The organism is Burkholderia sp. Ap-955 (genome assembly GCF_011753045.1).
GTDB classification, from domain to species: domain Bacteria; phylum Pseudomonadota; class Gammaproteobacteria; order Burkholderiales; family Burkholderiaceae; genus Burkholderia; species Burkholderia lata_D.
Genome location: NZ_VWWH01000001.1, coordinates 1 through 12,907, shown reverse-complemented (window position 1 = coordinate 12,907; position 12,907 = coordinate 1). Strand labels below are relative to the sequence as shown.

The following is a 12,907-nucleotide window of genomic DNA, read 5'->3' as shown; positions in this document are numbered from 1 at the left end:
GCGTGACGCGTGAGCCGGTTCAGCGATAGGTCCAGAGCCGGTGCAGCACGAACGTGACCGGCGGCACGCACAGCACGACCGCGACGATGCTCCACGCGCGGGCGAGGCCGAGCGTCTCGGTGCCGTGCGCCAGCGGCATCGTCATGCCGAGGCCGGCCATCGCGACGGCGAGAAAGCGCACGAAGTTGCCCCACGTCACCGGCGACGAAAAACTCCACAGCGTATTGGCGAGATACGAGAACGCGGTCGAGCACGCGAACGCGACCGCGTTCGCGCTCACCGGCGTCGCGTCGAACAGCGCGAACATCGCCGCCGCGATCAACGCATGCAGCGCGGTCGAACCGACGCCCGACACCCCGAAGCGAATCAGCCTGGCGCGTTCGGCGGTATAGAGGGTGCGGATCATCGGTGCGGTCGTTCGGGTGATGTGGCGGCGTGTGGAGCGGTGTCGAGGGGGGGGCACTCGCCGGCGAAGGGCGCCGACGCAAACATGACGCGCACCGGTTTCGCAGTATAGCGATGCCGCCGGCCGATGGATGCGGGGACAACCTGCGGCTTCCGCGCCGCCTGCGCCATGTAAAGCGCATGAAACATTTTCGCGTCGGCGGCCACGCAAATTTGCGCGGCAAATCGGGGTGAACGGCCGGCTACCCGTCGGTAAGAATGTCGCGCTGCATTGTTCAGCCTTATCCGGCAAGGCAAGGCGGCGACGCGGCCGGCGCATGCCGCGCGCCGTGTGTTTCAGATTCGTAACTTCCCGTCTTCCGCACCCGTTCCGGCCACCACGCTGCCCGGCCAACCCCTTGTCCGGAAGGGCTCGCGCGACGCTGGCCCGCTCCTTGCGAGAGTGGACGTGCGAAAGTCGACGATGCACGGTCCGCCCGGTTCGGCAGCGAACCCTGTCAGTACCGGCCAGGACACAGTCCGCGGGGATGCGGCGGCGGCGCGCGGCACGACAGCCGCGTTCCGGCGAGCACGGAGTGTCGTCGCCTGATCGTCGGAGCACCGGTCTCGTCCGGTTGCCGGAACAACCATCAGATTGATACGGGGAAGAAAAATGATCGATCGCCATACGCCGCGGCCGGCAGGCCGCGATCGCAGTGATTCGGGGCATCGCCGGTCGAACGTCGTTCTCGCAGCCGGCCGGCATGCATCGACAGGCCATCTCTGCGCGCCCGGTGCGAGGCGGATCCGGCTGATTGCCGGTCATCCGCGCCGGGTCGGCACTTTCCTGCACGCGAACCCGATTCGCAAGGGCATGTGCACACGGGCGCCGGTACCTCGACGCCCGGTCTTCGCCTACTGACTGAAGCCGTACGATATCCGTTCGCGCGAGGCATCGTCCCCGTGAACGATCAATCTGCAATCCGAATGAAATGCGAAGTGTCGTGCCATATGCGCGACGGATGAAGCATTCGATGCGACGGCAAACGGCGTGACGCCGGTGCCGTCCGGTGGTGAGGGGAGGGGCGGTCGGACGCGCGCGACGGGTGTGGCGCCCGTACGCGCGCGACGCCGTTTCAGCCGCCGTAGATGTCGAAGTCGAAGTACTTGGACGCGAGCCGCTTGTAGGTGCCGTCCTTGACCATATCGAGGATGGCGCCGTCGATCTTCGCCTTCAGATCGGTGTCCTCCTTGCGCAGCCCGATGCCGGCGCCGATACCGAGCACCTTCTCGTCGACGAGTTCCGGGCCGACGAACGTGTAGTTCGCGCCGCTCGGCGATTTCAGGAACCCGATGGCCGCCTGCACTTCATCCTGCAGTGCCGCGTCGAGGCGGCCCGAGGTCAGGTCCGCGTACACGCCGTCCTGGTTCTGGTACGACACGACGTTCGCGCCTTGCTTGCCCCAGTACGCCTTCGCATACGTTTCCTGCGTCGTGCCCTGTTCGACGCCGATCGATTTGCCCTTCAGCGATTCGGCCGTCGGCAGCAGCGGCGAGCCCTTCTTCACGACGAGCCGCGTCGGCTGGTTGTAGATCTTCGTCGTGAAGCCGATCTGCTGCGCGCGTTGCGGCGTGATCGACATCGACGACAGCACCGCGTCGAACTTCTTCGCCTTCAGCGCCGGAATCATCCCGTCGAAATCGTTCTCGAGCCACACGCACTTCGCCTTCAGGCGCGCGCAGATCTCGTTGCCGAGGTCGATGTCGAAGCCGACGAGCTTGCCGTCGGGCGCCTTCGACTCGAACGGCGCGTAGCTGGCATCGGTGCCGAAGCGGATCGTGGTCCAGTCCTTCGCGACGGCGGGGCCTGCGGATACCGCCAGCAGGGCGATCGAAACAGCGGCAATCAGTCTCTTCATGGTGCGTTCCTTGGCGGGGTGCTTCCGGGTTCTGTGCGACACGGTTTCACGGATACGAACCGCGTCTGCGCGCGGTGTCCGCACGGCCATTAACGCAGAAAATAAAATAAGAGTCCAGAATGGACAAAAAATGTCGTTTTGTCGGATGGGCGAATCGGTCTGCGGGTCTCGACCCTTGCAAAAATACGAAAATGGACTAATCTTGTTAGTAAATTCGCTTCGAGACTAACGATCATGTCACGGCCCGCCTATGAATCGCATTCCCCCCCGCCGCAGGCCTCGGTCGCGCAGATGTCGGCGGCCGGCCTGCGTGCGTTTTTCAACATCGCACGCGACTGGGAACTGACGATCGACGAGCAGATCGTGCTGCTCGGGTCGCCCGGCCGTTCGACGTTCTTCAAGTGGAAGGCCACGCCGGAATCGGCGCGGCTGCCGCGCGATACGCTTGAGCGGCTATCGCTGTTGCTCGGCATCTACAAGGCGCTGCAGATTCTGCTGCCGCAGCCGGCCGCGGCCGATGCGTGGGTCAAGCGGCCCAACGACGCGGCGCCGTTCGGCGGCAAGCGCGCACTCGACCGGATGCTCGCCGGCAACGTCGGCGATCTGGTCGCCGTCCGGCAATATCTCGACGCGATGCGAGGTGGCTGGGCGTGACCATGCCGATCCAAGCACAACAATGGCCCACGACCGCGGTCGAGTGGGCGCCAGCCTATCGCGTGATCCCCACCCGTTTCCCGGCGATCAACCTGTTCGACCGCGTGGCCTCGGCGGACGATTTCGACGCGCTTTACGCACTCGAATCGCTGACCAACGACCGCATCCGCAACGAAGTCGGCGCACTCGATCTCGTGCCGCCCGCCGAGCGCCGCTACGGGCAGGGCTGGGGGCCGATCATGGCCGCGTTCACGCACCTGAATCCGCAGGGCAGCCGCTTTTCCGACGGCAGCTATGGCGTGTTCTACTGCGCGCGTTCGCGCGATACGGCGATCGCTGAAACGCGGTATCACAGCGCGTTGTTCCTGGAAGCGACGAAGGAGCCGCCGATGCGCCAGCAGATGCGGCTCTACACGGTGATCGCGCAGGGCGAAGTGGCCGACCTGCGCGTGTGGCCGAAACGCGATCCGGCGCTGCTGCACCCGCTCGATTACAGCGCCGGGCAGGCGCTCGGTCGTGCGGTGCGCAATGCGGGTGGCGCGGGCATCGTTTATCCGTCGGTGCGCGACCCGCGCGGCGAGTGCCTGGCGGCGTTCCGCACCGCGCTGCTGCGCGACTGCCATCACGCGGCCTACCTCGAATACAACTGGAACGGCTCGGCCGTCGATGCGGTGTTCGAACTGAACCAGGTCGGCTAGCGCCTGCTTGCGGGCGCAGGGCATGTCAACGCCTCAAGGCAGCGGCCAGTCGCCTGCGTGGCGTTCGCGCGCTTCGGCCTGCGTCATCGACCAGGTGCGCCCGGTGCGCGGCTCGGCGAGCGTGAGCCGCCCGGCCGGCGCGAATGCGCCCGTGTCGATGAACCACTGCGCGCCGATCCGCTGCGGCGCGCGCACCGGTGTGTGCCCGGTGCAGGTCAGCGACAGCCCGGCCTGTCGCGCGGGATCGGCGAGCCCCTGGACGAGATCGCGGCCCCAGATCAGCCGCTCACGCACGTCGTGCGCATAGCTGCCCGTGTCGAGATCGGCGTCCGAGCCGAAGAATTCCGCATGCAGCACGTTGAAGCGCTCGGGGCCGTCGCCGATCACGCGCACCAGCGGCAGCGCGTCGACACGTGCCGCATGCGCGTGCAGCCGTTCCGGCGGCAGGTCGGCACCCCAGTCGCCGCCGATCCCACGCCACGCGTCGGGCGACAGCTTGCCGCGCGCCACGAGGCTCAGCACTTCCTCGTGATTGCCGCGCACGACGTGGCACCACGGGCGGTCGAGCAGGTCGAGCGTGGCTTCGGAGGCCGGGCCGCGGTCGACGAGGTCGCCCACCGAGAACAGCCGGTCGCGGGCCGGATCGAAGCGGATGTCGTGCAGCAGCGCGCGCAGCACATCCACGCAGCCGTGCAGGTCGCCGACGACGAAGTCGCGGCCGACCGTGTTCGCCGGATGGCGGCAGAGGGGGGCGGTGGCAGTCATCCCAATATCTTAGGCGCTCGCGCCCCCATCGCCACGTCACGATGGAATGACGATAATCGGGGCAATACCCGCCGGTACGGCGCGGCGGTCTGTCCCGCGCGCCGGCCGAATTCTTTCCATTTGCTTTCGGAATCACATGATGACGCTTTATCCGCAGGTATTACGCAACCGGCCGCGCATGGTCGCGGCGTTCGTCGCCGGCTTGCTGTGCGCGTTGCTGCTGCCGTTTTCGCTGCGTCCGACCGTGCGTGCGCTGATCGGCTGGGACTGCGCGATCTGGCTGTATCTCGTGCTGATGTGGGTGCGCATGATCACCGCGCATCATCATCAGGTGCGCGAAATCGCGATTCGCGAGGATGAAAACGCGACGACCGTACTGACCGTCGTGTGCCTTGCGACCGTCGCGAGCGTTGCCGCGATCGCGATCGAACTCGCGACTGCGAAGAGCGTCGGCTTCAGCGCGGGGCTCAGCCACTACGCGATCACGGGCGCGACGCTGTTCGGCGCGTGGTTCCTGATCCCGACGATCTTCACGCTGCACTATGCGCGGCTCTATTACGGCTCGCCGACCAAGGATCGAGCGCTGCGCTTCCCGGACCAGAACCCCGAGCCAGATTACTGGGATTTCCTGTATTTCGCGTTCACGATCGCGGTCGCGTCGCAGACGGCCGACGTGTCGCTGGCGAACCGCTCCGCGCGACGCTCGGTGCTCGCGCAGTCGATCCTGTCGTTCTACTTCAACATGGCCGTGCTCGGGCTATCGATCAACGTCGCGGCGGGCCTGCTGAGCTGACGCGGGCCACGGTCATTCGCAGCGTTACTTGAGCAGGTCGTACGGGCCGCCGCGCTCCAGCGCCCGCTGGTACGCGGGCCGTGCGTGGATCGCGTCGAGAAAGCGCGCGATCGCGGGATAGCGGCTGCCGCCCCCGCGCGCGGTCGCGGCTTCGAGCGGAAAGCTCATCTGGATGTCGGCTGCGCTGAAACCGTCGCCGACGAACCAGCCAGTGCGGCTCAACGTGTCGTCGACATAGCCGAGATGCAGGGCGATCTGCGGATCGACGAAGCTCGACTGCAGCGTGTCGGCGATCTTGCGCGCGATCGGCCGGGCGAAGAACGGCATCGGCGCGTGTGCAATTCGCAGCGCGACGAGCTTGAGCAGCAGCGGCGGCATCGCCGACCCTTCCGCGTAGTGCAGCCAGTACGTATAGTCGTGCCGCTCCGGCGTGCCGGGCGACGGCGCCAGGCGTCCGTTGCCGTAGCGTTCGACCAGGTATTCGATGATCGCGCCCGATTCGGCGTACGTGCGGCCGTCGTCGGTGACCACCGGCGACTTGCCGAGCGGATGGATCGCGCGCAACGCGGGCGGCGCGAGCATCGTCTTCGGATCACGCGCGTAGCGCACGATCTCGTACGGCACATCCAGTTCTTCGAGCAGCCAGAGCACGCGCTGCGAGCGCGAGTTGTTCAGGTGATGGACGGTGAGCATGTCGACGCCGGAAGTGGGGGCGGGAACGACATCATACCCAGCGCGTAGGGCGCGTACGCGAAACGCGTTGCGCGCCGTGAGGAGCCGCGTCTGGCCGACCGCGTCTGGCCGACCGCGTCTGGCCGACCGCGTCTGGCCGACCGCGTCTGGCCGACCGCGTCTGGCCGACCGCGTCTGGCCGACCGCGTCTAGCCGACCGCGTCTGGCCGTCCGCGCCGCTCCATCACGCGCGCCGCACCGCGATCCACGCACCCCAGAACAGGCTCGCGAAAAAGCGCAGCGGCGCATCGCAGCCGGCATCGCGCAGCAGGCCGAACACGGCTTCCTCGGACGCGGGCGGATCGGCGCCCTGCAGGATCTTCGCGAGTTGCGCGCGCACCGCGTCGGGTGTCGCGCCTTTCATGCGCCAGCGCTGCTGCCATGCGTCGAGCAGGCGAGGATGGTCCGCGTAGCGGCGATGATTGCCGGCGAGCACGAGCGGCGCGCCGGGTTTCAGGCGCCGCGCGATCGCATGCAGCAACGCCGCCTTCGCTTCGTCGCCGGGGACGTGGTGCAGTACGCCGATCAACGTCGCGCCGTCGAACGCGGGCGTGTCGGGCAACGCATCGACACCGTCTCCGACGAATGCCGTGCGTGCGGCGAAACCCGCGGCCTCGACGTTCGAGCGCGCGAGCGCGAGCATCGGTTCGGACGGGTCGACAGCCGTGAACCGCCAGCCCGGCTCGAGCGCGGCCGCCACGCAGATTTCCTGCCCGGTGCCGCCCGCGCCCGCGACGAGGATCCGCGCCTCGCGCGCAGCGATCGCCGACCCGAGCATGCACGCGGTGAGTTCGTGGCAGGCATCGTAGCCGGCGAGCGCGATGCGGGATTGCTCGGCGTATTCGTGGGCGCGTGCCGGATCGAATTTGGCGGCGCTGGCGGGAAGCGACATGGCGGGTTCCTCGGGTCGGGCGCGGACGACGTGTCCGCGAGCATGGCGCAGAGCGTAAGCGTGCGCGGCCGGTGCAACAAGGCGAGCAGCCATTCCGGTATGGCTGCTACCCGACTCGCCGGCGCCTGCCGGAATGCGGGTTTTCCTGGGGTCGATTCGTATTTAATAATGTCCGGGAACGATGTATCGCGGTAGCGAATCCGGCGCATACTCGTTTCTCTCCCCCCGCCTGGCCGTCGCATGCCGGGCCCCGATGTGCCGCGCCCCGCTGGCGCGGCCATGCCGCTCGGTACGCACGAGGAGCGCATGATGTCCGATTGTCCGCACGATCCGTATGCGCAGCACCACATTCACTGCTTGCCGTTCGGCGCCCAGCCCTGTGGCGCGCTCTGCGCGACGCCGCGCACGCATTTTCGCGTGTGGGCGCCGGGCAGCACGCAGGTCCAACTCGAACTCGATACCGGCTTTGGCCCGTCGCTCGTGCCGATGGCCGCCGCCGGCACGAACTGGTTCGAAGTCTTTACCGATTGCGGCGCGGGTGCGCGTTACCGCTATCGCCTCGACGATGCGGTATCGATTCCCGATCCTGCGTCGCGTTCGCAACCCGAAGGGCTCAACGGTCCGAGCGAGGTCATCGATCCGCGCGCGTTCACGTGGCGCAACACGTTCTGGCGCGGGCGCGCGTGGGAAGACATCGCGCTCTATGCGATCCGCCCGCACGCGGTAGGCGGCTTCGACGCCGTGCGCCGGCGCCTGCCGCAACTCGCGCGACTCGGCGTGACCGCGCTGGAGCTGCTCGCATCGCCGCACGACAGCCTGCCGTTCGCGCCGCTCGCGGCCGAAGGCGGCCCCGACGCGCTGAAGGCGCTGATCGATGCCGCGCATGGCTACGGTCTCGCGGTGCTGCTGGAACTCGACTACGCGCGCTTCGGCAGCGGCACCGAGGCGCTGCGTCACTACGCGGCACCGTTCTTCCATACGCGCGACGATCCGCTGCAGGCGTCGCCGCTCGCGCTCGATCATCCGGAAGTCTGCGATTTCTTCTGCGACAACGCGTTGTACTGGATCGACGAGTACCGTTGCGACGGGCTGCGCCTGCGCGAAGCCGACCGGATCGGCGTGTCGTGGCTGCGCGAGATCGCCGATCGCGTGCGCGCGGCCGTGCCGGCCGACCGGCTGATCCATCTCGTCCTCGGCAGCGAGCGGCATCCGGCGCATCTTGCCGATACCCATTTCGATGCGCAGTGGAACGGGTGCGGCGAACGCGCGCTGCACCGGCTGACGGGGCGCGATACGTCGGGCCACGAAGGCATTTCCACGCACCAGTCGATCCATACGCTCGCCCGCGCGCTGACCGCGGCCGGGGCCGCATTCCAGCCGGCCGGGTCGGGAGACGGCATGGCTGCCGACGGCGGGCTGTCGTTGACGTCGCTGGTGCTGTCCGATGGCGCGTGGCGCGACAGCAGGCAGGGTGACCACGGGCAGGAGGCCGGTCTGGCCGCGCTTGCGCTGTCGCTGCTCACGCCGCAGATCCCGTTGATCTTCGACGAAACCGCGCGCGATATCGATCGCGCGCATTTCGTGCAGTCGGCGCTCGCGGTGCGCGCGAAGCTGATCTCGCCGCGATTGTCCGATTGCCGGCCGCAGGAGGCGCGTGCGCTGAAGTCGGACGGCGACGGCGATGCCGACGCGCTGCTCGCATCATGGTGGCTCGCCGACGACGAGACGCTGACGATCGCGTTGAACCTGTCGCCCGACGCGGTGCCGTTCGATGCGCCGAGAGGGCGAGTCGTGTTCGAGACGCCGGCGCGTGCGCGCGACCGGGTCGATGAAGGGGTGTTACCGCCGTATGCGCTCGTCGCGTGGCTGACGGGTGACGTCAACCGGTATGCGCTCACGCACGATGCGCGTCGCATCGATGACGGTGCCTGGCGCGGAGTGCGTCCGAACCTGAACGCATGACGACGTGAGCGGGTATGCGTTTGAGAGGCCGGGCGCATCTGCGCCCGGCTGCACCGCAGCAAGCTCCGAACTACCAGAACCCGCGAATGCCCGCGATGCCGTAGGCGCCGTGGCGGCGTGCATCGTCGATGTGGGTACGTGTCATGCCGCCGAGCGCGAAGACGGGCATGGCGGCCTCGGCGGCCAGCGCGCCGAACTGTGCCCAGCCGAGCGTCGGCGCACCGGGATGGCTGAGCGTCGGCAACACGGGCGACAGCGTGACGAAATCCGCGCCGGCGCGCGCGGCCAGCAGCAGGTCGTCGCGCGTGTGACAGGCGGCGGACACCCAGCGTCCGGCCGGCAACGGCCGCTGCGTGGCGGCGCGCAAGGCAGGGCCGTCGAGATGCCAGCCGGCGCCGTCGAGCCGCATCACGCCAGCTGCATCGATCGGCCCGTTCAGCATCAGGTGCGCGCCGGCCGCGTCGCAGCGTGCGAGCGCTTCGGCGGCGAGTCGCGCGAACGCGGTTGCGTCGAGCGATTTCACACGCAGTTGCACGAGCGTCTCGCCGCGCGCGAGCACGGCCGACAGCCGGTCGAGGAACGCCGCGCAATCGGCCGCCGACGCGGACGCCGGCTCCGGCGTGATCACGCAGCAGCGCGGCAGCGTGGCGTTCATCGGGTGCGACGAAGCGCGGCCGTCATTCGTCGGCCTCTTTCGAGATCTTCGGATAGACGCGCACGAGCACGATGCGCGGCCCGTTCATCTTCTTCACGACGACGTCGAAGCGGTCGAACGACACGCGCTGCCCTTCGGTCGGCAGGTCGCTGAGCGCCTGGATCACGAGGCCGCCGACCGATTCCGCGCGGCCTTCGTCGATGTCGATGCCGAGCGCCTGTTCGAGCGACACGACGGGCAGGCTGCCCTTGCCCATCAGCGTGCCGTCGTCGAGGCGGCTCCAGTCGGCGTCGCCCTGGCGGAACTCGTCGTGGATCTGGCCGACCAGCGCGCCGAGCAGGTTGTCGAGCGTCAGGAAGCCGATCGGTTTCTCGCCCTTGTTGCCGACCAGCGCGAAGTGCGGCGCACCCTTGCGGAAGCGGCGGAACAGGTCGAGCGCCGGCGTGTCGGGCCTCACGTACTGCACGGGGCGGACGTAGTCCGACAGATCTTCCAGCGCCGCGCCCGCGTGACGCGCGAGCAGCAGGTCCTTCAGGTGAATCAGCCCGCTCACCTGTTCGCGCGACGCATCCTCGAACAGCGGATAGCGGCTGAAGCGGTGCCGCGCGACGATCTCCATGTTGTCCGGCAGCGGCAGGTCGCGGCGCAGGCCGATCATTTCGTGGGCCGGCCGCATCAGGTCCGACACGGTCATCGACGAAAAATCGAGCGAATGCGCGAGCGTGTTCCACTCGTCGTTGCTGTACGTGCCGCGCGCCGGCTGGGCCGGATTGCCGGCCGTGCTGCGGCGGCTGCGCAGGATCAGCTTCAGCTCGTCGGTCGAGTAGTGGGCGTCGCCGCCGTGGTCGGCGGAGAGCCCCGCGAGCCGCAGTACCGCGTTGGCGCTGTTGTTGAGCACCCAGATCGCCGGATACATCGCCCAGTAGAACGCATAGAGCGGCAGCGCGACCCACAGGCCGACCTTCTCCGACTGGCGGATCGCCATCGATTTCGGCGCCAGCTCGCCGACGACGATGTGCAGGAACGAGATCAGCGAGAACGCGAACACCAGCGAGATCAGGTGCACGACGCGTTCGGATTCCACGCCGATCAGGTCGAGCAGCGGGCCGAGCAGTTGCGCGAAGGCCGGTTCGCCGACCCAGCCGAGGCCGAGCGACGCAAGCGTGATGCCGAGCTGGCACGCGGAAAGATACGCGTCGAGTCGGCCGTGCACGATGCCGAGGATGCGGCCGCGCAGGCCGTGCTTGCGGGCGAGTGTCTTGACGCGCGTGGCGCGCAGTTTGACGAGGCCGAATTCGGCCGCAACGAAGAACCCGTTCAGGGCCACCAGGAACAACGCGCCGATGAGCGCGAAGATCTGTAACAAAGAAACACTCCGGTTATGACAGGCCCATCAGTATAGAGCCAGAAAGGAATCTGTAATGTGTCGGGCGGCCGATTGCTTACACCGGCACCTCACCGGGAACGGAGAGCGTGATGGTGGCCGTGGCGCCATCGGCGAACGCGTCGTGCGAGAACGTGCCGCCGTGTGCGAGCGCGACGCGCTGGCATAGCGCGAGCGTCCAGGCGACCCGCTTGGCGTCGCGCTCGCGCAGCATCTCGCGTCGTGCGAACGATTCGAATGCATGCGGTTGCGCGGGATCGGCGAGCGCGTCCGCGTTGACGGTACACGTGGCGCGCGCGGTGAACTGCATGCCGTCGCGAGCGCACGCAAACGTCACGCGGCTGCCGGCGGCGCTGGCTTCGACCGCGGCCGTCAGCATCGTCCAGAGCGCCTGCGCGATGCGTTCGCGGTCGATGGTCAACGACGGGTCGCCGTCCGGCGGCGTCGCGTCGAGCGTGACCTGCCGTGCGTCGGCGAGCGCGAAACGCGCGAGCGCGATCGTTTCGTCGAACAGCGCGCGCAGCGCGAACGGCCGCGGCTTGAGGGCGAGCGTGCGCGTTTCGGCGCGCGGCGCGTCGAGCACGTCGTCGATCAGCGCGACCTGCTGGTCGATGCCCGTGCGGATGCCCGCGAGCGCGCGCTGCAGGTTCGGATCGGCGTTGGCGAGCTGGCGTTCGAGCACGTACGCCCAGCTATGCATGGCGTTCAGCGGGCTGCGCAGGTCGTGCGACGCGGTGGAGAGCGCCTGGTCGCGCAGGAACAGCGCCGCCTGGGTGGCGTAATGCGCTGCGCGTTCGCGCAGCACGTCGGCGGCGGGATCGACGGGAGTGGACGTCACGGAGCTGGCCTGTCGGAAGCGGTTGGCGTGAAAGTCACGCGAACCGCCATTATAGGGACGGTGCTTGTCACGCCGGGAGCGCGTCTTCGTCCTTTTTCCGGGCGTCGCCGTTCGGCAGCAGCTGGCACGCGAGCAGGCCGGCCAGCATCAGCGCGCAGCCGACGAGCGCGCGCAGCGTCAGCGTTTCGCCGAGCGCGGCCCAGCCGGCGATCGCCGCGAACACGCCTTCCATGCTGAAGATCACGGCCGCGTGCGCGGGCGCCGCGTCGCGTTGCGCGACGACCTGCATCGTATAGCCGACTCCGACCGACAGCAGGCCGCCGTACAGCAGCGTCGGCAGCGCGTTGCGCAGCATCGCGCCGCTGACCGGCTCGATGACGAGGCCGACCGCGAGGCACGCCACGCCGCACACGACGAACTGCATGAACGCGAGCACGAGCGGATTGTGGCGCTTCGCGAAATGGCCGACGGCCATCACGTGCGCGGCGATGATCACGGCGCCGGCGAGCTGGAACCAGTCGCCGTACAGCACCGAGAATTGCTCGTTGATGCTGAGGAAATACAGGCCGATTGCCGCGAGCAGCGCGCCGAACCACGTGCCCGGGCCGATCCGGTGACGGGCGAACACGCCCATCAGCGGCACGATCACGACGTACAGCGAGCTGATGAAGCCCGCGTTGGCGATGCGCGTGTACTGCAGGCCGATCTGCTGCAGCGAAATCGATACCGCCAGCAGCCCGCCGAGCGCGAGGCCCGGCAACAGCAGCGTCGGCTCACGGCGGATCGCCGCGAGTTGCGTGCGCGACGCCGTGTTCAGCATCAGCAGCGGCACCAGCACCAGCGCGCCGAGCAGGAAACGGAGCCCCGTGAACAGGAACGGCCCGATCACGTCGAGGCTCAGTCGCTGGGCGACGAAAGCCGAACCCCAGATCGCGGCGGCGGCGAGCATCAGCAGGTTGGCACGGAGGTGCTTGCGGGCTTCGGGCTTCATCGGAATTCTTCTGGAGATTGCGGGCGGCGAAACCCGTAAGTTTACGCCGAGATTGCAAGGCTGTCGGCAAACCTGCGCAACGCGGCGCCGGCACGTGCGTCGCGTACGCGCGAATACAGCACGACCTGCGACAGCGGCAGCGGCGGCAGCCCGAATTTCGCGCCGACGTCGACCAGCGTGCGCGGCGCGACCCGCCGCGCCAGCGGACAGACGGCGAGCCCCGCGGCGGCGGCGGCCGTG

At 68.3% G+C, this 12,907-nt stretch carries 13 protein-coding genes and 1 pseudogene; 4 read left to right on the top strand and 10 right to left on the bottom strand.

The genetic code is table 11. The annotated features are described in order from the left end of the window. Positions 1-19 precede the first annotated feature (19 nt). Together F3J15_RS00070 and F3J15_RS00065 are read right to left on the bottom strand one after the other, a co-directional pair. Entirely contained in the window at positions 20-406 is a 387-nt protein-coding gene (locus F3J15_RS00070; RefSeq protein WP_166886224.1) for a GtrA family protein, read from the bottom strand. A gap of 1,114 nt (positions 407-1,520) precedes the next feature. After that, on the bottom strand, positions 1,521-2,303 hold the full coding sequence (locus F3J15_RS00065) for an ABC transporter substrate-binding protein (RefSeq protein ID WP_166886222.1): 783 nt from the start codon (positions 2,301-2,303) through the stop codon (positions 1,521-1,523). Positions 2,304-2,537: 234 nt separating this feature from the next. Here F3J15_RS00065 and F3J15_RS00060 point away from each other — a divergent pair, with 234 nt between their 5' ends. Together F3J15_RS00060 and F3J15_RS00055 are read left to right on the top strand one after the other, a co-directional pair. After that, positions 2,538-2,957, top strand: a complete 420-nt coding sequence (locus tag F3J15_RS00060) for an MbcA/ParS/Xre antitoxin family protein (protein WP_166886220.1) — start codon at positions 2,538-2,540, stop codon at positions 2,955-2,957. Positions 2,958-2,959: 2 nt separating this feature from the next. After that, positions 2,960-3,655, top strand: coding sequence for an RES family NAD+ phosphorylase (locus tag F3J15_RS00055; protein WP_069251061.1), 696 nt, complete (start codon positions 2,960-2,962; stop codon positions 3,653-3,655). 33 nt (positions 3,656-3,688) lie between these two features. Here the strand turns inward: F3J15_RS00055 and F3J15_RS00050 are convergent, their stop codons facing one another. Next, positions 3,689-4,420 (bottom strand): metallophosphoesterase, encoded by a 732-nt coding sequence (locus F3J15_RS00050; RefSeq protein ID WP_166886216.1) that lies wholly within the window; start codon positions 4,418-4,420, stop codon positions 3,689-3,691. A gap of 139 nt (positions 4,421-4,559) precedes the next feature. On the opposite strand from F3J15_RS00050, the gene F3J15_RS00045 reads away from it, so the two are divergent. Next, on the top strand, positions 4,560-5,213 hold the full coding sequence (locus F3J15_RS00045) for a DUF1345 domain-containing protein (RefSeq protein ID WP_069251063.1): 654 nt from the start codon (positions 4,560-4,562) through the stop codon (positions 5,211-5,213). A gap of 24 nt (positions 5,214-5,237) precedes the next feature. On the opposite strand, the gene F3J15_RS00040 is transcribed toward F3J15_RS00045, so the two are convergent. Both F3J15_RS00040 and F3J15_RS00035 read right to left on the bottom strand, forming a co-directional pair. Then, a complete protein-coding gene (locus F3J15_RS00040; protein WP_166886213.1) occupies positions 5,238-5,906 on the bottom strand; it encodes a glutathione S-transferase in 669 nt (222 codons plus the stop codon). A gap of 223 nt (positions 5,907-6,129) precedes the next feature. Continuing rightward, complete coding sequence (locus F3J15_RS00035; protein WP_166886209.1) at positions 6,130-6,837, bottom strand: class I SAM-dependent methyltransferase; 708 nt, start codon at positions 6,835-6,837, stop codon at positions 6,130-6,132. A 309-nt stretch (positions 6,838-7,146) separates the two neighbouring features. Here F3J15_RS00035 and F3J15_RS00030 point away from each other — a divergent pair, with 309 nt between their 5' ends. Beyond that, positions 7,147-8,799, top strand: a complete 1,653-nt coding sequence (locus tag F3J15_RS00030) for a DUF3459 domain-containing protein (protein ID WP_166886673.1) — start codon at positions 7,147-7,149, stop codon at positions 8,797-8,799. Between the two features lie 70 nt (positions 8,800-8,869). Here F3J15_RS00030 and F3J15_RS00025 read toward each other — a convergent pair whose 3' ends face one another. The 5 genes and pseudogenes from F3J15_RS00025 to F3J15_RS00005 form a co-directional block, all read right to left on the bottom strand. Next, the gene (locus F3J15_RS00025) at positions 8,870-9,454 is read right to left on the bottom strand and encodes a thiamine phosphate synthase (protein ID WP_166886206.1); all 585 of its coding nucleotides are present in this window, start codon (positions 9,452-9,454) and stop codon (positions 8,870-8,872) included. Between the two features lie 22 nt (positions 9,455-9,476). Further along, positions 9,477-10,820 (bottom strand): hemolysin family protein, encoded by a 1,344-nt coding sequence (locus F3J15_RS00020; protein ID WP_069251067.1) that lies wholly within the window; start codon positions 10,818-10,820, stop codon positions 9,477-9,479. Positions 10,821-10,896: 76 nt separating this feature from the next. Next, the gene (locus F3J15_RS00015; RefSeq protein ID WP_166886203.1) at positions 10,897-11,676 is read right to left on the bottom strand and encodes a HAMP domain-containing sensor histidine kinase; all 780 of its coding nucleotides are present in this window, start codon (positions 11,674-11,676) and stop codon (positions 10,897-10,899) included. 67 nt (positions 11,677-11,743) lie between these two features. Then, positions 11,744-12,667, bottom strand: a complete 924-nt coding sequence (locus F3J15_RS00010; protein WP_069251069.1) for a DMT family transporter — start codon at positions 12,665-12,667, stop codon at positions 11,744-11,746. Positions 12,668-12,708: 41 nt separating this feature from the next. Further along, a pseudogene (locus F3J15_RS00005) lies at positions 12,709-12,907 on the bottom strand (LysR family transcriptional regulator); the annotation flags it as partial.